The 23,055-nt window shown below is 59.5% G+C and carries 20 protein-coding genes; 12 read left to right on the forward strand and 8 right to left on the reverse strand.

All coding sequences use genetic code 11. The features are described from left to right. Positions 1-247 precede the first annotated feature (247 nt). The 3 genes from ROI90_RS06370 (at position 248) to ROI90_RS06380 (ending at position 3,043) form a co-directional block, all read left to right on the forward strand. On the forward strand, positions 248-1,612 hold the full coding sequence (locus ROI90_RS06370) for a serine hydrolase domain-containing protein (RefSeq protein ID WP_315997501.1): 1,365 nt from the start codon (positions 248-250) through the stop codon (positions 1,610-1,612). Between the two features lie 243 nt (positions 1,613-1,855). Then, entirely contained in the window at positions 1,856-2,650 is a 795-nt protein-coding gene (locus ROI90_RS06375; protein ID WP_315997502.1) for a thymidylate synthase, read from the forward strand. A gap of 198 nt (positions 2,651-2,848) precedes the next feature. Beyond that, positions 2,849-3,043 carry a hypothetical protein gene (locus tag ROI90_RS06380; RefSeq protein ID WP_315997503.1) on the forward strand — a complete coding sequence of 65 codons (195 nt, stop codon included), beginning with the start codon at positions 2,849-2,851 and terminating at the stop codon, positions 3,041-3,043. 329 nt (positions 3,044-3,372) lie between these two features. On the opposite strand, the gene ROI90_RS06385 is transcribed toward ROI90_RS06380, so the two are convergent. The 4 genes from ROI90_RS06385 to ROI90_RS06400 form a co-directional block, all read right to left on the reverse strand. Continuing rightward, positions 3,373-4,212 (reverse strand): aminotransferase class IV, encoded by an 840-nt coding sequence (locus ROI90_RS06385; protein ID WP_315997504.1) that lies wholly within the window; start codon positions 4,210-4,212, stop codon positions 3,373-3,375. A gap of 464 nt (positions 4,213-4,676) precedes the next feature. Then, positions 4,677-5,816 (reverse strand): DNA-processing protein DprA, encoded by a 1,140-nt coding sequence (gene dprA / locus ROI90_RS06390; RefSeq protein WP_315997505.1) that lies wholly within the window; start codon positions 5,814-5,816, stop codon positions 4,677-4,679. 14 nt (positions 5,817-5,830) lie between these two features. After that, positions 5,831-6,538: a DUF4241 domain-containing protein gene (locus ROI90_RS06395; RefSeq protein ID WP_315997506.1), complete on the reverse strand. Its 708-nt coding sequence runs from the start codon at positions 6,536-6,538 to the stop codon at positions 5,831-5,833. 64 nt (positions 6,539-6,602) lie between these two features. Further along, complete coding sequence (locus tag ROI90_RS06400) at positions 6,603-6,968, reverse strand: MerR family transcriptional regulator (protein ID WP_315997507.1); 366 nt, start codon at positions 6,966-6,968, stop codon at positions 6,603-6,605. A gap of 294 nt (positions 6,969-7,262) precedes the next feature. Here ROI90_RS06400 and alaS point away from each other — a divergent pair, with 294 nt between their 5' ends. The 5 genes from alaS (at position 7,263) to ROI90_RS06425 (ending at position 14,632) form a co-directional block, all read left to right on the forward strand. Continuing rightward, positions 7,263-9,950, forward strand: a complete 2,688-nt coding sequence (alaS, locus tag ROI90_RS06405) for an alanine--tRNA ligase (RefSeq protein WP_315997508.1) — start codon at positions 7,263-7,265, stop codon at positions 9,948-9,950. Positions 9,951-10,061: 111 nt separating this feature from the next. Further along, the gene (locus tag ROI90_RS06410) at positions 10,062-10,847 is read left to right on the forward strand and encodes a TonB family protein (RefSeq protein ID WP_315997509.1); all 786 of its coding nucleotides are present in this window, start codon (positions 10,062-10,064) and stop codon (positions 10,845-10,847) included. 285 nt (positions 10,848-11,132) lie between these two features. Further along, positions 11,133-12,593: an Asp-tRNA(Asn)/Glu-tRNA(Gln) amidotransferase subunit GatB gene (gene gatB, locus ROI90_RS06415; protein ID WP_315997510.1), complete on the forward strand. Its 1,461-nt coding sequence runs from the start codon at positions 11,133-11,135 to the stop codon at positions 12,591-12,593. A gap of 123 nt (positions 12,594-12,716) precedes the next feature. Next, positions 12,717-13,247, forward strand: coding sequence for a peroxiredoxin family protein (locus tag ROI90_RS06420; protein WP_315997511.1), 531 nt, complete (start codon positions 12,717-12,719; stop codon positions 13,245-13,247). 224 nt (positions 13,248-13,471) lie between these two features. After that, positions 13,472-14,632 carry a TlpA disulfide reductase family protein gene (locus ROI90_RS06425; protein ID WP_315997512.1) on the forward strand — a complete coding sequence of 387 codons (1,161 nt, stop codon included), beginning with the start codon at positions 13,472-13,474 and terminating at the stop codon, positions 14,630-14,632. Positions 14,633-14,785: 153 nt separating this feature from the next. Here ROI90_RS06425 and ROI90_RS06430 read toward each other — a convergent pair whose 3' ends face one another. From ROI90_RS06430 to ROI90_RS06445, 4 genes are all read right to left on the reverse strand, one after another. Beyond that, a complete protein-coding gene (locus ROI90_RS06430) occupies positions 14,786-15,625 on the reverse strand; it encodes a hypothetical protein (protein ID WP_315997513.1) in 840 nt (279 codons plus the stop codon). Positions 15,626-15,719: 94 nt separating this feature from the next. Beyond that, the gene (locus tag ROI90_RS06435; RefSeq protein ID WP_125429520.1) at positions 15,720-16,244 is read right to left on the reverse strand and encodes an acyl-CoA thioesterase; all 525 of its coding nucleotides are present in this window, start codon (positions 16,242-16,244) and stop codon (positions 15,720-15,722) included. Positions 16,245-16,391: 147 nt separating this feature from the next. Further along, positions 16,392-18,527, reverse strand: a complete 2,136-nt coding sequence (locus ROI90_RS06440) for a M43 family zinc metalloprotease (protein ID WP_315997514.1) — start codon at positions 18,525-18,527, stop codon at positions 16,392-16,394. A gap of 184 nt (positions 18,528-18,711) precedes the next feature. Then, a complete protein-coding gene (locus tag ROI90_RS06445) occupies positions 18,712-19,368 on the reverse strand; it encodes a protein-L-isoaspartate(D-aspartate) O-methyltransferase (protein WP_315997515.1) in 657 nt (218 codons plus the stop codon). A 198-nt stretch (positions 19,369-19,566) separates the two neighbouring features. Between ROI90_RS06445 and ROI90_RS06450 the strand changes: the two genes are divergently transcribed. From ROI90_RS06450 to ROI90_RS06465, 4 genes are all read left to right on the forward strand, one after another. Next, a complete protein-coding gene (locus ROI90_RS06450) occupies positions 19,567-20,982 on the forward strand; it encodes a sugar transferase (RefSeq protein ID WP_315997516.1) in 1,416 nt (471 codons plus the stop codon). A 113-nt stretch (positions 20,983-21,095) separates the two neighbouring features. Further along, positions 21,096-21,686, forward strand: coding sequence for a riboflavin synthase (locus tag ROI90_RS06455; protein ID WP_315997517.1), 591 nt, complete (start codon positions 21,096-21,098; stop codon positions 21,684-21,686). Continuing rightward, a complete protein-coding gene (locus ROI90_RS06460) occupies positions 21,686-21,946 on the forward strand; it encodes a hypothetical protein (protein ID WP_315997518.1) in 261 nt (86 codons plus the stop codon). Before ROI90_RS06455 ends, ROI90_RS06460 begins: the two co-directional genes overlap by 1 nt. A 58-nt stretch (positions 21,947-22,004) precedes the next feature. Continuing rightward, the gene (locus ROI90_RS06465; protein ID WP_315997519.1) at positions 22,005-23,054 is read left to right on the forward strand and encodes a serine hydrolase domain-containing protein; all 1,050 of its coding nucleotides are present in this window, start codon (positions 22,005-22,007) and stop codon (positions 23,052-23,054) included. Position 23,055: the final 1 nt, after the last annotated feature.

Raw genomic sequence — 23,055 nt, forward strand, 5'->3', positions numbered from 1 at the left:
CTTGGCCCCGGCCACCTTTCGTCCCTTCCCGGCCCGGCAGCAGCGGCACAATCCGCGCCCACTGCGCATCCGTCAACAAATAGTCCATGCTCAAACATACCCCCTACTGTTAACACTTCCTAGGGCAGCTGACCTCCACCATTGCCCTGAACCAGCAAACCGCCCTGCAGGGCCTCACCGAAACGGAGCTAACCCAGTTTCATGCCACCCTGCAGAAAATCATTGCCAACTGCACTACCCCAGCCTCATGCGCCTAATCGTTTCACTCCTGTTGCTGCTGAGCCTGGGACGGGTTGGCAGTAGCGAGGCCCAATCCGGCGTGACCCGGCAGCTAGCAGCCTATATGCAGGGGCAGCAGGCCGTCAATCAGTTTGCCGGGGTAGTGCTGGTTACGCGCCACGACTCGGTGCTGCTGCACCAGGCCTATGGTCTGGCCGATGCCGAGTGGCAGGTGCCCAACACCCCCGACACCCGGTTTGCGCTGGCTTCCATCACCAAGCAATTTACGGCCATTGCGGTGCTGCAACTGGCTGAGCGCGGCCAGCTGCGCCTCACCGATAAGCTCAGTCAATACGTGCCGGGAGTGCCCAACGGGAATGGCATTACGCTGCACCAGCTGCTGACGCACACGGCCGGACTGGCGCTAGATTTTGAGGAGCTATACTTGGTGCATACGGACGCAACCACGGATTCGGCCCTGGCTTTCATCCGGCGGCAGCCCGTGCAGTTTGCTCCGGGGGCCCGCATCGGCTACAGCAACGTAGGCTACTTTCTGCTGGGCTTGGTCATCGAAAAAGCCTCGGGCCTCCGCTATGGCACCTACCTGCAGCGCTATATTCTCAACGTGGCCGGCCTACACCAGTCGGGCCTGATGAGCAACACCGCGCTGGTGTCCGGCCTGGCCCGGCTGTACTACCGGGAAGGCGCAGTGCTGGTGAAGAACCCCTACATCAACTGGGAACTGAACGTGGGCCACGATGGGCTGTATGCCACCGCCGGCGACCTGCTCCGGTTCAGCCAAGCGCTGCGCTCAGCCACGCTGCTTTCGCCGGCTTCGCTGGCGCTCATGAACACCCCGCACAACCAAGCATACGGGGGCACCGGTTTCCTGGACCGCTACGGCTACGGCGTATTCATCGACCCCTACTATAGCCACAGGCACCACCTGCTCACCCATAGCGGCGGCTACTTCGGGGCCATGACGACGCTGGACCGCTACCCCCAGGACGAAGTCGTCGTCATCGTCCTTTCAAACAACCAGGCTGAGTCGCACATAATCAGTTATGGACTGGCGGGAATACTGTTTGGCAAACCAGTGGAAGTGCCCTATGAGCACCGCGCACTGCCGGCCGCGCCGCCTGTGCCGCCCGCCTACGCCGGGCAGTACGGCCCTCACCACATTCTGTACGTCAAGGGCCACCTCTACCTTCAGAACTTGGAAACGCCGCTGGTCGCGGAAACTCCCACTAGGTTTTTCAGTCAGCAAAACCCCGACCGCACCGTGGAATTTCTGCCAGCAAAATCCGGTAAAGTAACTGCCCTAGTGCTGACCAAAGGGGGCGTTAGAGAAACTTTCCCCAAATCCGGTAAGCCGAAAGCTCCGGCACGCTGATGCAGGCTGGAGGTTACTCGCCGCCGGGTTGGCAGAAGCGAGTGGGGAGGTATTGGCTGAAACGTACCGGTGGCTGCTTCTGGCGGAGCGGTACCGGCCGATAAAGCCCCGCTCCGAAACGAGCAAGCGGCTGAGTATTTTGCCGGATTAGCCGAATTAAGGAGGGGCAATGAATGGCTGCCTGACTATTGCGCCTGCGGCAGTTTCTGTACTTTTGACCTTCGACCCGCTTATTCCTTCCTCATGCACCAGTACCACACCCTTCTGCAGCACATCCTCGACAACGGCACCCAAAAAACTGACCGTACCGGCACCGGTACGCTCTCAGTGTTTGGCTACCAGATGCGGTTTGACTTGCAGCAGGGCTTCCCGCTGGTGACCACCAAGAAGGTGCACCTGAAAAGCATTATCCACGAGCTGCTGTGGTTTCTGCGCGGCGACACCAGCAACCAGTCGCTGGAAGATGTGGGGGTGACCATCTGGCGGGAATGGGCCGATAAGAACGGTGACCTGGGCCCCATCTACGGCAAGCAGTGGCGCAGCTGGGCCACGCCCGACGGCCAGAGCATCGACCAGATTGCGCAGATGGTGCACCTGCTGCGCACCCAGCCCGATTCGCGCCGCATGGTGGTGTCGGCCTGGAACGTGGCCGAACTGCCGCTGATGCGCCTGACGCCCTGCCATGCCCTGTTCCAGTTCTACGTGGCCGACGGTAAGCTCAGCTGCCAGCTCTACCAGCGCTCCGCCGACGTGTTTCTGGGTGTGCCCTTCAACATTGCCAGCTACGCATTGCTCACCCTCATGATGGCCCAGGTAACTGGCCTGCAGCCCGGCGAGTTCATCTGGACCGGCGGTGACACCCACCTGTACAGCAACCACCTGGAGCAGGCCCGCCTGCAGCTTACCCGGGAGTCCCGCCCGCTGCCCCAGATGCATCTGAACCCGACGGTAGCGGATATTTTCGGCTTTCAGTACGAGGATTTTCGTCTGGAAAACTACAACCCGTGGCCGGCTATCAAGGCGCCAGTAGCGGTGTAGACACCCTGTTGAGCTTGATTATCCTACCGCTTACTGCACCTAATAGCAGAGCCACTAGCTGACTCTAAATGAGCAGATTGGCATAGTTCAACTGCAAAAAAAGTTCCGGCATCGAAAAATAATCAGCACCAATTTGAGAAAACCTAAATCCGCGAATTGGACGTATGCCGTAGATAACTGCAGAAAACCAATACTGCCATGTCTGCCGCCGTTTCTACCAGTTCCAGCCTCTCACGCCAACACCGGGCCTGGATTGCTCTATACTCCCTGCAAATAGCCTCCAGCAAGCGCAACGAGGTGCTAGAGCAGAATAATATTACGGAATCGGATTTGACAGAATACCAGGAAAGCTGGTTCAAGATGCAGGTGCGCCGAAATATGATAGAAGAGTAGGAAAGTTTGCCAGTTTGGGAAACTAAAAATCCTAGCTGGCTATATAAAATCCAATAATCAACGGAGTTCCGTAGCTGAGGTATGATATTACTCATACGCTCCGCTCATGTCCACAGCTGTACCCACTTTATTAAACCGCCGGCATCGTGCCTGGATAGCCTTATACTCCTTAGACTCCACGCACCAGGACCGTGCCACAGTGCTTGAGCAGAACAACGTAACCGAGGCCGACCTGACTGAGTTTTTCGAGAGCTGGTTTCAGCTTCGTTGCCGGTGCACCGTTACAGCACTCTAAGAAGCAAGTATCCCCATATTGCGCTAATGCTTAGTTAGGCAAAGTTGCCGCCGTCGTCCAATGCCCGGAGTTGCTGTAGTAGAGGATGCTGCTCCGAGAAAAAATCAACCCCTTCGATCTGAGCAACTGCCCGGATACCCGCAATATTTGCCGTAAATACCGCTTCGGCCTGCAGCATTTCCTCGGGCCTGAAATTTCCCAACTCCCAGTTGAGTCCTGCTGGCCCGACTGCCTCTCGCAAATGGGCCAGCCGGGTGCCAGCTACGCAGCCCGTTGATTCAGCGGGGGAGTACACGGTGTTTCCTTTAATCCAGGCAATAGAGGCCGCTACCGTTTCGGCCACATAGCCTTCCTGCGATACGATAACTAGCTCATCCAAGCCGCGCTGCTGCCGCTCCTGAGCCGCCAGCACGTAGGTCAGCGCGTTGGGGCCTTTGCAAAAGGAAACTGGTGAGGGGTGGGTGCGCACACGTTGGGCAATACCGCAGTGGCGTATAGGAGCATTCATGGCTTGAAACGGCTGTTGCGTCATCAGCCACTCTGCGGCCGTGGTAGTAGGCGTATATAGGCCGCCGCCGCTTCGCCACAGCTGCAACCGCACGCGGTGGCCGGTATTACTGGGCTCACAGGCCGCTACCAAGTGGCGCACCGTGGCCTGCAGCGCAGCGGAGCTAGCCAGCGCGGCGGGCACTTCCAGCTTAAGAGCTGCAGCAGCCCGTTGCATTCGAGCCACATGAAAACGGGCATAATGTACCTGCTCATCGGTCCACACCATCGTTTCGAAGAACCCGTCGTTAAAAAACAGCCCCCGGTTAGGTAGGGGCAGCGAAAACCCGACTTCAGGCAGTAAATAGCCGTTGTAGAGAAGCATCATGCCCGCAAAGAAAGCAGGCCCAGGTCGAACGCAGAACGGATGGTGGGTCGGCTCCTGCCAATCTTACTCTTTAAGCATGACCATTGTCCGAAAAAGGCCCTAAACTCTCAGTTGTAAGAGCTTTTTACTTTACGGTAATACCGGCCGGAAAATTTCAGCAGGAGGGACACAAGCAGGTATTGTAAGAATGAAAACCAGCTTAAGGCAAGCAGTTTTTTAGGCAGATACTGCTTTAAAAACTTACTTATTTCAACGCATAGGGGCAAATAGCGAGGAACGTTCCCCGTGGAACATTTTGGTGTTCCACGATTTTTGATTAATACTCACTGATGTCTTAGCCCAAGCCTTTAGAGCGTGGAGCAGCGCGTACTCGCGTTTTGTCGATCTTTCATTCAAAAGACCGTTCCTTTCTAACGTTGCGCGTGTTAAGAGGCGAACAGACCCATATTTGCAACAACCCGGTACTAAATCAGCCCGAAACGCTTGCCCGGCAGAGCCTTCACAACGCCTCGGAATTCCAGCCCTAGCAGGAGGGAAGCTACCGTATGCACCGGCAGCTGGGCTTTCCAGGCCAGGTTATCGAGGTGCTCTTCCCGGTTGGGAGCCGTGAGCAGCACGGTAATCAGTTGAAACTCCTCGGCGGTGAAATCGTCGGCGTCGAAGGTAGAGAGGGCTGTGGGCTTGCCTTGCAGGTGCAGGGCCAGGTCCCAGTTCAGGGCCTGCTCAATATCGGCGGGCTCGGCGTAGAGGGCGGCGCGGCTGGTTTTGATAAAGTCGTGGCAGCCCTCCGACGCTACGGAGCCCAGCGGGCCGGGTACGGCCAGCACTTCCCGGTTATAGTCCAGGGCCAAGTCGGCCGTAATCAGGGCCCCGCCTTTGCGGGCCGCTTCCACTACCACGGTGCCATCGGAAAGGCCGGCAATAATGCGGTTACGGGCGGGGAAGTTGTATTTGTCGGGTGGGGTGCCGAAGGGGAATTCCGTGAGCAGACCGCCCTGGCTGAGCATTTTCTCGGCAGTTTTGCGGTGGGCGTGGGGGTAGATAACATCGAGGCCGGTAGCCATGACGCCCACGGTTTCCAGGCCCTCCTGCAAGGCGGCGCGGTGGGCCACAATGTCGATGCCGTAGGCCAAGCCGCTGACAATGAGGGGGCGGTGGCTGGCAACGCCTTTGATGAGCCGCTCGGTTTGCTCCCGGCCGTAGTCGGTGGCCTGGCGGGTGCCTACCAGGGCCAGGGTTTTGGGCTGGTTGAGGTCGGCGGTGCCCTGGTAGTAGAGCAGGGCGGGGGCGTCGGGAATCTGCTTGAGCCGGGCCGGAAACTGCTTGCTGGTGTAGAACAGCAGTTGCACGCCTTCCTTCTCCGCCTTGCGCACCGATTCCTCGGCCTGTTTCAGCGCGGCGGTACGCTCCGGGCCCGTGAGCACCTTCACCGTAGCCGGCCCCACACCCGGAATCTTCAGCAGCTTGCCCGGCGGCAGGTGCAGCACGTTCCGCGCCGAGCCCCCGTAGCTCATCAGCTGCCGCGTCAGCTGCGGCCCCACGCCGGAAAACAGCGTCAGGGCGACTTCATGGAGGAGGGTATCATCAAAAGGTAAAATAGACATACAAGCGAAATATATTATTTCCAATCAACCAACTGAAAATCTGTTAGCAAGCGGCAAGGCTGGTGCTGAGCGTCAAATCCAACGTAGGTGGCGTAGTGTCCGTCGCCCAGGCCCGTTAAGAAGGTCGCCAGCGTGTCGCCCTGTGCGGCGTACAGCAGTCCAGCTTTTCCGTCTCGAAAGCTGCTGATAAACACCTTGTTAAAATTTGTCGCGTCTGTGGATAGGAACCTTTCCAATCCAGAGACGTGGGAAGCGTCAATGAACATACCCGTTCCGCCATCAACCGGATAACCGTAGTAGGTTTCTCCGCTCATTGGTAGTGGCTCTTGACCGGTTAACAGGGCCATTTCCCATTTAGCTACCGGCTCTGAAGAAAACAGAATGCGCGCAAAAGCTACCCGCTCGTCGTTGCCAAAATGAGCTACGGCTAATTCCACCGGAAATCGACCTTTGGGAAATGCGGTAGTAAAAGGCTTCTGGCTCATAGAAACCGGATCAGTAGCCACAATTCGCCCCGAAGAAATTGGCAGGCATCCTAAGTAAGAGCGAGAAAACCTTAGCGTGGTACTGTCTTGTCGGATTTTGGCGCCGGGAAAGAAGCAGGTTTCAAATGCTGTAGGCCGCGCCGATACAGCATAAGCCTGGCGGGTAAACGTTTGCGAAACCGACGAAACCACTCCGCTACGGCTAGATGAACAGTAGCCGGCCAGTAGCGCCGTCATCAGCAACAGTAAATGAGAAAGATTCACAAGCCGAAAATCGAGTAATATAATTGGCGGTGCTGAACTACCCCTGCTGCTGGGCCTTCCCAATGGCATCCAGTTCCTTCTTCATCGTCACCATGAACTTGCGGATGCGCTCTAGGCTTTGCACTACGTCGATTTTCTCCTTGAGCTGGGGGCCTTTCTGCTTGAGCATGTCGCGGGCCCCGGGGATGGTGTAGCCGCGCTCCTTCACCAGGTGGTAGATGCTGCGGAACGTGTCGATGTCCTGGGGGGTGTAGAGGCGGTTACCCTTCTTGCTTTTGCGGGGGCGCAGCTCCTCAAACTCCGTTTCCCAGAAGCGAATCAGCGAGGGCGCGACGTTGAATTGTGCGGCCACTTCGCCGATGGTGTAATACTGCTTCTCGATGTCGCGCTCTTTGTAGGGCATGGGAAAGGGGATATTGAAGTACTACAGAACGTCATGCTGAGCGGAGCCGAAGCATCTCTACTGCTGGCTACTCCGTGTAATAGCAACGAATCGGTAGAGATACTTCGGCTCCGCTCAGCATGACGGCCAGCGGAAGATTGGCATTCAGGAGCCGTGGTTTCGGTTTCAACGTCAGGTCGGCTACCTTTGCCGCTACCGCAGGTAAATGTAGCTGCGAAAAATAGCCAAAATCCCGGCAGCCGCCAATTTCTACGAACCCTCACGCGTCGCGAAGCGGAGCTTCGCGCTACTCCTATGTCACTGCCCACCGCCTCGCACGTCCGCCAGCAATTCCTGGACTTCTTCGCTTCCAAAGGCCACCACATCGTGCCCTCGGCTCCCATTGTGGTGAAGGACGACCCCACGCTGCTGTTCATCAACTCGGGCATGGCCCCGTTCAAGGATTACTTCCTGGGCAACAAGCCCGCGCCCTTCAAGCGCATAGCCGACACCCAGAAGTGCCTGCGCGTGAGCGGTAAGCACAACGACCTGGAAGAGGTAGGCTACGACACCTACCACCACACCATGTTCGAGATGCTCGGCAACTGGTCGTTTGGCGACTACTTCAAGAAGGACGCCATTGCCTGGGCCTGGGAGCTGCTCACCGACGTGTTCAAGCTGGAAAAGGACCGCCTCTACGTGACCTATTTCGAGGGCGACCAAGCCGACGGCACCGCCGCCGACACCGAAACCCAGGACCTGTGGCGCCAATACACCACCGACGACCGGATTCTGCCCGGCAACAAGAAGGACAACTTCTGGGAGATGGGCGACACCGGCCCCTGCGGCCCCTGCACCGAAATCCACATCGACCTGCGCTCCGAGGAGGAGCGGGCAGCCAAGCCCGGCCGCGAGCTGGTAAACGCCGACCATCCGCAGGTGGTGGAAATCTGGAACAACGTGTTCATGGAGTTCCAGCGCCTGGCCGATAAGTCCCTCATCAAACTGCCCGAGCAGAGCGTGGACACCGGCATGGGCTTCGAGCGCCTGATGATGGCCGTGTCGGGCGTGAAGTCGAACTACGACACCGACGTATTTCAGCCGCTTATCCAGTTCATTGCCAAGGAGGTAGGCAAGGAGTACCACGGCACCGCCCCGGCCACCGTGAACGACCAGCCGGCCACCGAAAACGAGAAAACGGACATTGCCATCCGCGTTATTGCCGACCACATCCGCACCATTGCCTTCACCATTGCCGACGGGCAGCTGCCCTCCAACGTGAAGGCCGGCTACGTGATTCGGCGCATCCTGCGCCGGGCCGTGCGTTACGCGTTTTCCTCGCTGGGCCAGAAGCAGCCGTTTCTCTACAAGCTGGTGCCCGTGCTGGCCGACCAGATGGCCGGCATCTTCCCCGAGCTGAAAGCCCAGACGGCCTTTGTGCAGCGCGTGATTGAGGAGGAGGAAATTGCCTTCCTTAAAACCCTGGAAACCGGCCTGCGCCGCCTCGACGCCCTTGAAGAAACCGCCCGCCAGAACGGCAACCGCATCGATGGCAAAACTGCCTTCGAGCTGAGCGACACCTTTGGCTTCCCGCTGGACCTCACTGCCCTCATTGCCCGCGAAAAGGGCCTGACAGTGGATGAGGAAGGCTTCAAGAAGGAGCTGGAGCAGCAGAAAAACCGCAGCCGCAACGCCCAGGAAACCGAGCAGAGCGACTGGGTAACCGTAACGGAGCACGATGCGCCCAACGTATTTGTGGGCTACGACCAGGACGAGGCTACGGCCCGCCTGCTGCGCTACCGCAAAATCGACAAGAAGGGCAAAACCGAGTACCAGCTAGTGCTCGACCAGACGCCGTTCTACGCCGAGTCGGGCGGGCAGATTGGCGACACGGGCTACCTGGAGTCGCCGCTGAGCAAGGTGCGCGTGATTGACACTAAAAAGGAAAACGACCTCATCATTCACACCACCCTGGAGCTACCCCAGGAGTTGACTGAGGAGTTCCTCGCCCGCCCTGATGCGGCCCGGCGCAATCTGGTGCGCAACAACCACACGGCTACGCACTTGCTGCAGGCCGCCTTGCGCCAGGTGCTGGGCGGGCACGTGCAACAGAAAGGCTCCTTAGTGAACGATAAGCTGCTGCGCTTCGACTTCTCCCACTTCACCAAAGTAACCGACGAGCAGCTGCGCGAAATTGAGCAACTGGTAAACCGCCGCATCCGCCAGCAGATTCCGCTGGATGAGCGCCGCAACGTGCCCATCGCCGAGGCCAAAACGCTGGGTGCCATGGCCCTGTTCGGGGAGAAATACGGCGACTTCGTGCGCGTGATTACCTTCGATAAGGACTACTCGGTGGAGCTTTGCGGCGGCCTGCACGTGCAGAACACCGGCAGCATCGGCTACTTCAAAATCACCTCGGAAAGCGCCGTGGGCGCGGGCGTGCGCCGTATTGAGGCCGTAACCGCCGAAGCCGCCGAAGCCTACGTAGACCAGCAGATGGACCTGCTCACGCAGGTGCGCGAGGCCCTGGGCAACCCCCAACACCTGCTGACCAGCCTCGAGAAGCAAACTGAGGAAATTGGCGGCCTGCGCAAGCAGATTGAGCAGTTTGCCCAGCAGAGCATCAACCAGCAGCGCGAGCAGCTGGTGAGCCAGGTGAAGTCGCTCGGCAGCGTAAACTTCCTGGCCGCCCAGGTGCAGGCCACTTCCGCCGACGGCCTCAAAACCCTGGCTTTCCAGCTTCGCCAGCAGGTGCCCAACCTGGTAGCCGTGCTCGGCGCCGAAATCGACGACAAGCCCCAGCTGGCTGTGATGCTCGACGACGAGCTGGCCAAAGCCGGCAAGCTCAACGCCAGCACGCTGGTGCGCGAACTGGCCAAGGAAATCCAGGGCGGGGGCGGCGGCCAGCCGTTCTTCGCCACGGCGGGTGGCAAGAATGCTGCTGGTTTGGGTGCCGCTATTGGTAAAGCTGAGGCGCTGGTAGGAGAGAAGTTGGCCGGGTAGTAGTCAGTAAAATACATTGATTCGGGAGTAGAGGGTCCGGTTGTAACCAGTAGCTTTGGGCTGCCGGTTGCAGCCGGACCCTATCCGTTATAGCCACCTTAGTTTACAGGTATGCACTATTTTTTTCTTGGACTCGGAATCTGTATTTCTGGTACTGCGGAAGCTACCACTCTGCCAGACAGTGCCAAAATCACGCGCCGCATTGCGTATCAAGATAAGAGTCACCGCCGCCAGGACTCGGCGGAAGGGGCGGCCTACCGCCGCGAAACCGTGCTGATTGACAGCCTGCGGGGCACTGAGCGAATTTATTATCTGCCCAGCGGTAAGCTGTATTCGTTTGAGGCGTTTCTGAACCTAAAGTCCCGGTTGAAGCATGGGGCCTATCTGGAGTACTTTGAGAGCGGACAGATGCGCCTGCAGGAAAGCTACGTGCAGGGCAAGGTGCAGGGCCAGCGGCTCACGTACTACCCCTCTGGCGTACTCCGACGCCGCGAGCAGGTGCTGCCGGACCAGCCCACCACGGGGGAGTGTTTCGGGCCCGACGGGCAACCAATACCCTACGTGCCGTACCAGGTAATGCCCGCCTATCCGGGTGGCCTGGACGTACTCCTGCGGGATGTGGCCATGAATACCCGCTACCCGGCCGGAGCGTTGCGGGCCGGGGTAGAAGGGGTGGTGCTGATCAAGTTTATCGTATCGAAAACCGGACAACTAGAAGATATTCAGCCAACTCCTTTGCCCGCTGAAACGAAACCGTACCTGAAACGCACCTACGCATATTTGCAGGATGCCGCCGTGCAGTCCGTGAGGAAGCTCAAGCCGTTTACACCCGGTCAGTTAGAGGGGGAGCCAGTGGCCGTTTACTACACAATTCCGGTGACGTTCAGGATTAAATAGGGTCTTCGGAGCTGCCTGGGCTGGCCTGGGCCAGCCCAGGCAGCACTTCATCCGCCGCCTGTTGCCTTCATCCTGACGGCTATGCGCCACCTCCTTTTCGTTCTGGTGGATTTATTTCTATCGGGACTGATTCCGGTGGGCATTACCCAGCAGACCGGCCCGACCCTACATGCGCCGCCTGCCTTGCCCCGAGCGGGCACACCGGCACCAAGAAACTTGCGTATCCTCGCTACCTTGCACCGGAAATCAGCGCCCTCAGTACAATCAGCGCGAATCTGTGATTCAATGGACGACAGCATCAAATCCAAATACCAGCCCGTTATCGGCCTCGAAGTACACGCCCAGCTGCTTACCCGCAGCAAAATGTACTCCGCCGATGAAAACGAGTACGGCGCTCTGCCCAATAACAACCTGAGCGTCATCACCCTGGGTCACCCCGGCACGCTGCCGCGCGTGAACTACTCGGCCGTGGAGTACGCCATGAAAATGGGCCTGGCCACCAACTGCCATATCCGCCGCGACAACCTGTTTGCGCGCAAGAACTACTTCTACCCCGACCTGCCCAAGGGCTACCAGATTACCCAGGATAAAACGCCCATCTGCCACGACGGGCACGTGGATATCCGGCTGACCGGCGGGGAAATCCGCAAAATTGGCGTTACCCGCATCCACATGGAGGAAGACGCGGGCAAAAGCATGCACCTGGCCGGCGAAACCGAAACCCTGGTGGACCTGAACCGGGCCGGCGTGCCGCTCATCGAAATCGTGTCGGAGCCCGACATCCGCAACTCCGAGGAAGCCTACGCCTACCTGGCCGAAATCAAGAAGCTGGTGGAGTACCTGGGCATCTGCGACGGCAACATGGAGGAAGGCTCCTTGCGCTGCGACGCCAACATTTCGGTGATGCTGCAAGGCGCTGAGAAGTTCGGTACCAAGGTGGAGGTGAAGAACATGAACTCCTTCCGCAACGTGCAGCGCGCCATTGAGCACGAAATTGAGCGGCAGATTGCCATTCTGGAAGCCGGGGGCGAAATCGACTCCGAAACCCGGGGCTTCGATGCCACTACCGGCACCACCAGCGGGCAGCGCAGCAAGGAAACCCTCAACGACTACCGCTACTTCCCGGAGCCCGATCTGCCGCCCGTTATCATCTCCGACGAGTGGCTGCACCGCGTACAGGCCGAGCTGCCAGCGCTGCCCCAGCAGCTCTACGCCCGCTTCACCGGCGAGCTGGGCCTCTCCGACTACGACGCCAACGTGCTCACGGCCGACAAAGACGTGGCCCTGTTCTTCGATGAGCTGACCCGCCTGACGCCCAACGCCAAAGCCGCCGCCAACTGGGTAACCGGCCCCGTGAAAGCCTACCTCAACGAGCGGGCCCTCACCCTAGACCAGTTTCCGCTCACGCCCCAGCACCTGGCCGACATCATCGGCCTCATCGACGAGAGCAAAATCGGCCACTCGGTGGCCAGCAAGCAGCTGTTCCCGTACCTGCTGGATAACCCCAAGCAAACGGCCGCCGCTGCCGCCGAGGCCCAGGGCCTGTTGCAGCAACCCCAGGAGGCCGGCGCGCTGGAAGCCATGATTCAGCAGGTGCTGGATGCCAACCCGGCCAAAGTGGCCGAGTACCGCGCCGGCAAAAAGAGCCTGACCGGCATGTTCATGGGTGAGCTGATGAAGCTCACCGGCGGCAAAGCCGACCCCAAAATGGCCAACCAGCTGCTGCGCCAGCAGCTGGATGCGTAAACCGCATTTTATGTGTGAGAAAATATGTGTGAGAAAACCCTTCAGCTTTGCGGTTGGAGGGTTTTCTTTTGCCCTCACCTGTTGCCGCCAGCCATGCGTATGTGCTTTACCGCCCGGATTACTATGCGCCCCCTGACTTTACTGCTGGTTGCCGCGCTGCTGGGCGGCTGCCAGCGCCCCGCTACCGCGCCGGTGGCGGCCCGGCCGGATTCCGGGGCCGTTGCCAAAGTGCCCCGGGCGGCACTGGCCCCGGAAATCGACCTGCCCGCCGCCGACGGCTCCCGGTTTCGGCTCAGCAGCCTGCGCGGTAAGTACGTGCTGGTGGATTTCTGGGCCTCATGGTGCGGGCCCTGCCGGGCGGAAAGCCCCAACCTGCGCAAAATCTACGGGCAGTTTCACTCGCGGGGCTTGGAAATGGTGAGCGTTTCGCTGGACGACAGCCGGGCGCGCTGGCACCAGGCCATTGCCGCCGACGAGCTGACCTGGTACCACGTCTCGGACTTACGGGGGTGGCAGAGCGCGGCGGCCCGGGCCTACGGGGTGCGCGCCATTCCGTACTCGGTGCTGCTCGACCCCGAGGGCCGCGTGCTGGCCACCAACCTGCGCGGCCGGGCCCTGGGCCAGAAGATTTCGGAATACATTCCGCTGGACTAAATAGGGTAGTTGGCCCACCGCCTGCGGGGCGGGGCCTAGCAGAAGCGCGGGCCCTCCCGGTGCCGTAGCCTACCGTGCTGCATGTGCCCGGAGCCAGCCGGGAACCAGGGGCCGGCCGGTATGGTTGAGGCAGGCAGCGCAATTCCGGGCAAAATCGGCAACTTGCGCCCGGTTTTACCGTCTTTTGCCAATACTGCCGGCCGCTGGTCGGTTTTGCTTTCCGAATGATGCATAAAATGAAGAGCCTGCTCTACCTGGGTGCCCTGCTGGGCATGGCCAACGCCTGCAACAAGAATACCACGCCCACCACGGGCAGCACCGATGGCGCGGCGGGCTACCAGCTCAGCGGCCAACTGCAAAATGCCGCTGCGGGTAGTAAGGTATACCTGGCTGAGCTGGGTGAAACCCAATTTGTGTCCCGGGATACGGCCACGGTAGATGAGAAGGGCCAGTTCAAGTTTACGGGCTCCGTGCCCGAGCCGGGCCTGTACCAGGTGAAAACCTCCGACCAGAGCCAAGCCCTGGTGGTGCTCAGCAACGGCAGCCGCGTGGAGCTGACCGGCGACGCCAATCAACTGCCCACCACGTACACCGTGAAAGGCTCCCCGGACTCAGAGCTGCTCAAGAACATCAACCAGACCCTGCAAACCAGCCAGCAGCAGATGCAGCAGGCTATGCCGCTACTGGAACAGCGCTACACCCGCGCCGCCCAGGCCGGCCGCCAGGATTCCATGCAGATCATTCAGCGCAAGGCTGAGGCCCTGCAGGGCCAGGGACAACGGGAAGTAGCCCGGCTGGTGCGCCAGCAGCCTAACTCGGTGGTGTCGGCGTTTGTGCTGAGCACGGTGCTGAACCCCGACGAGAACTTCACCCTGGCCGACTCAGTGGCCAACCAGCTGAAAGCTAGCCAGCCCAACTCCCGCTACACCAAGGCCCTGGTGGCCCGCCTGGAGCCCCTGCGCGCTACGGCCCTGGGTACCACGGCCCCCGAAATCAGCCTCTCGGCCCCCGATGGCAAGGCCCTGCCGCTCACCAGCCTGCGCGGTAAATACGTGCTCATCGACTTTTGGGCGAGCTGGTGCGGCCCCTGCCGCCGCGAAAATCCCAACGTGGTGAAGGCCTACAACAAGTACAAAGGCAAGGGCTTCGAAATCTACGGCGTGAGCTTCGACCAGGACCGCGCCAAGTGGCTGAAAGCCATTGAAGCCGATGGCCTCATCTGGAAGCACGTTTCGGACCTGAAAGGCTGGGAATCCGCTGCCGGCCAGACCTACGGCATCAAGTCTATTCCCGCCTCCATTCTGCTCGACCCCCAGGGTCGTATCATCGGCAAAAACCTGCGCGGCGAAGCCCTGGAAGCTAAACTGGCCTCGGTGCTGAGGTAGAGTTGTTAGTTGCTCGTTGTTAGTTGTCTGACCGAAGTAAAAAAGCCCGCGAATAGCGGGCTTTTTTGTAACTCTTCTTTTCCCAGCCAGTACGCAACTGACAACTGACAACTGACAACTGACAACTGACAACTGACAACTGACAACTGACAACTAACTCAGAAACATGCGCTGTACGGCTTGCCAGAGCTGCTTTTTGCGGCCGGCGTCGTACTCCAGCATATCAATTTCTCCGGCTCCGAGGAAGGCCGTGTCGCCGTAGAGCAGTACCGGCTCGTAGGGCTGGGTGGTGTACACGGCCACGTCGAGCAGGTTTTTGCCGAAAGCCAGAATCTGCCGGGCTGCCAGCTCCCGGCGCAGACTGCACAGGGCCACTGGGTATTTTTCGTGCTCCACGTTCACCAGTACCACGTCTTCCATCACCAGGCGCAGGGCCTTGAGTAGGTTGTTAAGGAATACATTGCGCGGCAGCTTGCGGAACTGCTCGGGCGAAACCCGCACCAGCAGCACCAATCCGTGCGGGTTGCTGCCCAACGTGCTGAACGGAATATGCGCTACCGGCGACTGGGTAGGCGTGGGCTGCACCCGGCCAGCCGGGGCCGCCGCCGCCGCCGGCAACGGCGCCAGCGGCAAAGTGCCCAGCGCCTGAGCTGAGGGAGCGGAGGCCGGAGTTACCAGCGGCGGGGCCGCCACAAGAGGCGCCGGTACGTGGGCGGGAGCGGCAGGCGCAGGCAGTGGCGGTGCTACCGACGGTGCAGGTTGTACCGGCACGGTAGTCGGTGTTGGAGGCACTGGAGCCGCAGTTACGGGCTCTACAGCGGGCCTTGGTGCCGGTGTCTCGGGCGCTGGGGTTGAGGCCCGCTGCTGCTCCAGTGCGGCTTTTATGGGTTCCGCTGCCGGCGCAACTTCCGGGGCAGCAGCTTCCGGCAGCACGTATAAGGCTGCTCCGGTGTAGAAGGTCTGGAAGAAGGCGAGGTTGGCAGCGGTATCCATCAGGGAAAAGAAATAGGAGCCAGTAAAAAAACCTGGTGGCCCGCGGCGCGGCTACAGTTGGCGGCAGCCGCGCCGTGGGCTTGAGTGGCTTTATTTATTCCAACTCGCCAAAGAGGGCTTTCAATTCTGTGGCTTCGTGGGGGGCCATGCGCCCACCCAGCACCAGGCGCAGCTGGCGGCGGCGCAGAGCACCATCATACAGGGCTACTTCCTCGGGCGTTTCGGGGGTGGCTTCCGGTACGTCAATCGGCCGGCCCGACTGGTCCACGGCCACGAAGGTGAGGAAGGCCTCGTTGCTCTTGATTTTGGTACCGCTGGGAATATCCTCAGCCCACACGTTGATGTGCACTTCCATACTGGAGCTGAAGGAGCGCGTCACCTGCGACTCCAGCGTGACTACGCTGCCCAGCTTGATGCCTTCCCGGAACGAGACGTTGTCCACGGAGGCCGTTACCACGATGCGGTTGGAGTGGCGCTGGGCTGAAATGGCGGCGCACACGTCCATCAGGTGCATCATACGGCCCCCCATCAGGTTATTAAGCGTGTTGGTGTCATTGGGGAGTACCAATTCCGTCATTCGGACGAAGGAGTCTTTTACGGACTTTTGTTTGCGCAGCATGTACTGGATGGTTAGCTGAATATGGAGTGCAAAGGTACTTCGCGGGCCCCGACTGGTAACTGTGCCCGCAGTCATTGAACCCAAAAAAAGCCCAAACGATACATCATCGTCTGGGCTTTTACAGGCATTTCGGGTAGAGTGCGGAACTTACTGTACGAGTAGTCGGGACTGAAAAACGTCATTGTTTAGCCGAAGCTGCACTACGTAAACGCCGGGGCTAAGGTGATGCGCGTTGGGAAGCGGTACCTGATGCAAGCCCGCTCCGTACGTGGTACTAGGCAAGCTGGAAAGGGGCCGGCCGAGCATATCCACTACCTGAATCTGGACCCGGGCCGTTACGGGGAGTTGAAAGGCTACCGTGGTTTCGTGGGTGGCCGGATTTGGAAAAACTCTTACGCTCCGCTCAATGGCTGCCCGATTCGGGGTGATGGTGCCGCTCAGCCGAAAGTTGTCGAGGTACAGCGAGTTACCGCCGCCGCTCAGCGCATACAGCCGAATCCGGAAGGCGTCGCCAGCCTGCACAAACGCTGCGGGCAGCGCAAGCGAATAGGTGCGCCAGTCGGCGGCGCTGGCGGGCGCAAAAGCCGGCAGCAGCTTGCTGCCCTGCGTATTAAGCTCCTCGGTACTCAGCGTAAGAGGGTACGACCAGTTGGCTCCGCAGTCAGTGGAGAAGGTGACGGATAGGGCCTCAGATGCTACTGCTGTACGTCGGGCGTAGGCATAGTCGAACTGCATGGTTAGTGGCCCGGCCAATGCCGCCACATCCAGCGCCGGAACGTGCAGGTAACTGCCCGTTCCGGCGGGAATATCGGCGTTCCGGACTACCAGGCTGGCTTGGCCATGACTAGGAGTGGCAGTTGTTTGTCGTTCCCAGGTAGGAGTGGGCGCTCCGGCGCTGGAGGTGAGCTGCCAGGCGGTGTTATTCTCCATGAATGCAGGATTTTCAAACGACTCCTGCAGCGGAAGAGGGCGTACCGAAGCCGCGCTGAGCACCTGTATAAACTGGAGGCGGGTGGTGGTGCTGGTACCGGCCGCAGTTGTGACCGACAAGGAAACCGGGTATAAGCCCGGCGTGCTGTATCGTACCGTAGGCGCGGCTTCGGTGCTGGTAGCCGGCTCACCCCCCACAAAAACCCAGCGGCGCTGGTACGCCGCATCCGGCGAAACACTGGTAAAATCGGTGAAGCGGGTAGTGCCTCCCGCGCAAAACACCTGCGTGCTGGCCGAGAGCTGGGCAACGGGCGGACAAGGCCCACTCTGGTACCCGTCGTTGGTACCAGTGAACTGCAGGTTGGCAACCGAAACAAGCTGCGAGCGGCAGCTCAGGTTAAGTGAGTTGCGCATAACGGCCCGCTGGCCCAGCGTAAACATTTTGGTGCACTGGGCATAGTCCATATGGTTCTGCACGTTGGCCAGCACGCCGCAGGGAGCATCGGCCAGGTCACACACCGTTGTAGAGGAGCCAATGGTATTGGGCGTGTCCAGAATACCGTCATCAATGCCGCAGTTGCTGGGCAGGCCCGCCGTGTTAGAGTTGCCCCAGGTGTGCGGCACGCCAAAATAATGCGCAATTTCATGGGTGAAGGTGCGCCGGGCGCGCTCAGGACGGTTGGCCGATGTACCGATGCTGCCGAACTGCGCATTCCGGACCACTATGCCATCCAGGCCGTAGCTTCCCGTGCAGGGCAGATAGGCGTAGCCCCCGCTTCCATTGGCGTTTTCGCACACCCACACGTTCAGGTAGCGGTTCGGGTCCCAACGGATGAGGTTCTTCACGTTGTTGTCGCCAACCAGCGTTTGGGTTGAATACGTGCGGGTAATACCGGTGGTGCAGTTGCCGCTGGGGTCGCGCTGGGCCAGCCGAAACCGAAAACCAATATTGGCATGAATGGCCCTGAAGGCCGGAATTACGTCAGCCGTATCCGAGTTGGTTTTGCTGTAATCCTCGTTGGCAATACGGATAGCATCCAGTACCTGGGCATCGGTGATGTTGTTGGCTGTGCCCGTATGAATAATGTGCACTACCACCGGCACTGTTATATCGGGGGGCGTGCGGGCCGCGGTGGCGTTCCGGAAGCTGGTTTGCTGAGCCAGTTCGTTGCTCTGCTGCAGAAAAGCCCGGTAGGCCTGCTCACTGCCGGGGTTGCGCCGGAAGAGTATCTGCTGCAGACTATCGAAGCCGCAAATGCCGGCGGACCGTCTGGCCTGCGCGCCCACGGGTACGGAGTACAGGCAGCTGAAAGCCAGAACCCAGAAAAGAGAGAGGAGTAGTTTTTTGCCCATATAATTGCTGGAAAAAGCACGCCCAAAGCAGGTGACACTTGCTTTGCTTGACGACGGATTAGTCTAATGATAGTCGTGTGCTCCGGGGCGCTATGAAGTGCACCGGTTTAGCGGGGTTAAGTTACCAACCAATCGGCTCACTACTACATTGATTCACCGTTTGACCCCGCATTGATTCACCGTTTTACCCCGCGCCCCAGCCAGCCTGCCCCAGCAAGGGCACAAACCGAAACTCCTCCAGCTCCTGGCGGGAAAACTCCGTCTCACTTTCGCGCACCACCCGCATCATCCGCTGGCTGGTTTCATCGCCCACCGGTATTACCAGGGCCCCACCCACGCGCAGCTGCCGCAGCAGGGGGCGGGGCAGGGTGGGTGAGCCGGCCGTCACCAGAATCTTATCAAAAGGGGCGTGCTGGGGCAAACCCAACGACCCGTCGCCGCAGAACAGGCGCGGGGTGCGGCCCAGACCCGCCAGGTGCCGGGCCGTACGCTCAAACAGCACCTGGTTGTACTCGATGCTGCACACGTGGGGCGTCAGCTCCAGCAGCACGCTGCACTGGTAGCCCGAGCCCGTCCCGATTTCCAGCACCTGGTCGGTGGGCTGCACCTGCAACAGCTCGGTCTGGTAGGCTACGGTGTAAGGCTGGGAAATCGTCTGGCCCTCGCCAATGGGGAAAGCCTTGTCCTGGTAGGCGTGGGGCTGGAAAGCCGACTCGAAAAACAGGTGGCGTGGCACCGTGCCGATGGCCGTCAGCACCCGCTCGTCGCGGATGCCTTTGCGGCGCAGCTCCTCCACCAGGGCGCGGCGCATTCCTCGGTGGCGGTAGGTATCGGCAGACATGGGTAGCAGAGCGGAGAAAAAACGGACGAAACAATTGGAAACCGGAGCCGGGTGCCGGATTGCGGGGTTTTCCTACCTTTGCGCAGCTGCCAAAACGGCCCCAACGGGCCGGCGCAGCCCTTCCCGAAGCGTAAAACTACGGCGCGGGGCGCACAAAATCACCCCAGGTACCGGCCCGGCCGGTTAGTTCATCTGCTCTTGATTCGTACTCTCCAAAAACTGAAGCTGATAGCCGCCGATTTTGGCGCGGCCCTGTTGGCGTGGGTATGTTTTTTTCTGCTGCGTAAGTACCTGCTGCGCGAAATCAGTGCCGATTACCACTTCGCCGCCGATGCCGCCTTCCTCTCCGGCTCAGCCCTGATGATTGCCTCTTTCTGGACTGGTTTGTATGCGCTGCTGGGCGAGTACAACGATATTTTTCGCAAGTCGCGTCTGGCCGAGTTGATTCGGTTGGGGCGGGTATCCATTCTCGGGGCCATTCTCATTTTCTTCGTGCTGCTGCTCGACGACCAGGGCGTGCAGAACTACCACAGCTATTACAAAACCATTACGGCCTATTTCCTGCTGCATTTCTCGCTTACGGCCGTGCTGCGGCTCTGGGCCGTGAGCAGCGTGCAGCAGCTGGTGCGGGGCGGAGTCATCAGCTTTAACACGCTACTGGTGGGCTCCGGGGCCCTGGCCCGCGACACCAGCCGGGAGTTGCACCGTACCGGCCGCCATTTGGGGCTGAAACTGGTAGGCTTCACGCCCCTGGGTGAAACCGTGGATGAGGAACTGGCCGCTGAGCTGCCCGCCCGAGGCCCGTTCCGCCGCCTGCCGGCCCTGATCAGGGCCCTGCACATTGAGCAGGTCATCATTGCCATTGAGCCCAGTGAGCACCGTACCATTGAGGAAATTCTGACGCTGCTGGCCGGCACGCCGGCGCGCGTGAGCATCCTGCCCGACCTCTACCAGATGCTGCTGGGCTCGGTGAAGGTGAGCCACGTATTTGGCACACCCCTCATCGAAATCAAGCAGGATCTGCTGCCGCTCTGGCAGAAAGTACTCAAGCGCCTGATTGACGTGGTGGCGTCCTGCCTGTTTCTGCTGCTGGCCTGGCCGGTGTACGCCTTCACAGCCGTTATGGTGAAGCTGTCCTCGCCGGGGCCGGTGTTCTACTCCCAGGAGCGCATCGGGCGCGGGGAGCAGCCGTTCCGCATCTACAAGTTCCGCTCCATGTACACGGATGCCGAGCAGCAGGGCCCCGCCCTCAGCTCCGACCACGACCCGCGCATCACGCCCTGGGGCCGCTTCATGCGCAAAGTGCGCCTGGATGAGCTGCCCCAGTTCTGGAACGTCATCAAGGGCGACATGAGCATTGTGGGGCCCCGCCCGGAGCGCCGCTTCTTCATCGACCAGATCCTGCAGATTGCGCCCCATTACCGCCACCTGCACCGCGTACGGCCCGGCCTCACCAGCCTCGGTCAGGTAAAATACGGCTACGCCGAAACCGTAGCCCAGATGGTAGAGCGCCTCAAATTCGACATTCTCTACATCGAAAACATGAGCCTGGCCATGGACTTTCGGGTGCTACTCTACACGCTCAAAATCATCATTGAGGGGCGGGGTAAGTAGAGGTTAATTCTGAGAGATGAATGCTGAATTATGCATTGGAGCCGGCGGCAAACTGCGGCGCGCTTCAGAGGTTAATTCATCACTCATCACTCATCACTCATAATTCAACAGTTGTGTTTACCGGCATCATTGAAACCCTTGGCACCATCACGGATGTGCGCCGCGAAGGCACCAACATTCACTTCACCGTACAATCCAGCTTCGCCCAGGAGTTGAAAATCGACCAGAGCGTGGCCCACGACGGCGTGTGCCTGACGGTAGTGGCCGTGGACGGCATGGCCGGCACCCACGTGGTTACGGCCATCGACGAGACGCTGCAAAAAACCAACCTGAACGCCTGGGCCCCCGGCCGCCGCGTGAACCTGGAGCGGTGCCTGGCCGCTAACGGCCGCTTCGACGGCCACATCGTGCAGGGCCACGTGGACCTCACGGCCGAGTGCGAGTCGGTGGAGGATCAGAATGGCAGCTGGCTCTACCGCTTCCGTCACGCGCCCGGCCCCGGCCGCGTAACGGTGGAGAAAGGCTCTATCTGCATCAACGGCACCAGCCTCACCTGCTTCAACAGCACCGACGACGGCTTTTCCGTGGCCATCATCCCCTACACCTACGAGCACACCACCTTCCAGGACCTGCGCCCCGGCCACCAAGTAAACCTGGAGTTCGACATCGTGGGCAAGTACGTGGCCAAGCTGCTGGGGAAGTAATGGAAGAGGTTCGGTTCACTCAAACAGACCTGACGGCGGAAGATGCCTTCTGGGTGATGCAGTATTTTCTGGAAGAAAATTATCGAATCTCCAGTGGCACGTTCGAGGTATCGGATATCCTCAGTGCTTCGGAGCCTGCGTTTGTAGATGCGCTGACTGAGCGGCCGGTTCCTATCGACAGTGGCATGATGAGCTTTTGGAACGAGGCTATAGAGAAATACCGGCAGCAGGGGCCACCACCGATGAAAATATTACGATGACAGGCAGAATAATAAGGTGGTAACAGGCAGGTAATAAATTGCTAGAAACCAGTAAGCTATGCGCTATTTTCTATTGATTTTACTATCTCTGCCCCAACTATTGAAGGCCCAGCACCCCATTGAGCGGTTGTTGGTGGCTGAGGCCAACGCGGGGCATTTTAGCGGAGCAGCCCTGGTAATCCACGACGGCAAGGTGGTGGCGCGGATTAACCGGGGCTATGCCAACCGGCAGTTTTCTGTGCCTGTTTCCGATAGTACCCGGTTTCCGGTAGCTTCTCTGACCAAGACGTTCACCGCCGTGCTGGCGCTGCAACTACAACAGCAGGGCAGGTTAAAGCTGACTGATAAGGTGACGGCTTACCTGCCGGAACTGCCGCCCGACTGCCGGGACATAACCCTTCTGGCACTTTTGACGCATTATTCCGGCTTGCGCAGTGAGCCCGTTAGCGCGTATGCTATGCCCGTATCGACAGCCGAGTTTGTGCGGAAGTATGTGGCCGTAGATGAAAAGCCGGGCAGCGCGGGTTTTCACTACAATAATGTCGACTACATTCTGCTGACCCGAGTGCTGGAAGTGGTTACCGGAAAATCGTACGCACGGCTGTTGCAGGAGGCCATTATTCAACCGCTGAAGCTGAAAAATACGGGTGTGGTGCAGGAAGCACACGTTATTCGCAACCTGGCGTATGGCTACCACAATTATAGCTTTGGAGTGGGTACTCCCAATGATACGCTTTACAACGACACGCGCTACCTATCAAACTACGCGGGTGCCGGCGCCATCTACTCAACGGTGGACGACCTGCGCATGTTGGTGGAAGCGTTGAGGACCAACCGGCTCCTCCGGCCCCAGGTAACCGCCCAGTTTCTTATTAAACCTCAGCAACCAGCCTTTATTGAATATACCCGGGGGTATCCTACCGTCGGATTCTACCTCAATAATAAATCATTGAAGCAAACAATGCTTGAGCGGCGCGGTAGCATCGACGGTTTTAACTCCTTGTTGCTGACCACCCCCGACTTTACCACCACGGTCATTATCCTGACCAACACGGACACCGGCGACCTGGAAAAAACAGGGGATGCGGTGTGGAATAAAATACACTAAG

Origin of the sequence: Hymenobacter endophyticus (assembly GCF_032464715.1) — a bacterium.
In the GTDB taxonomy this organism is placed as follows: Bacteria; Bacteroidota; Bacteroidia; order Cytophagales; family Hymenobacteraceae; genus Hymenobacter; species Hymenobacter endophyticus.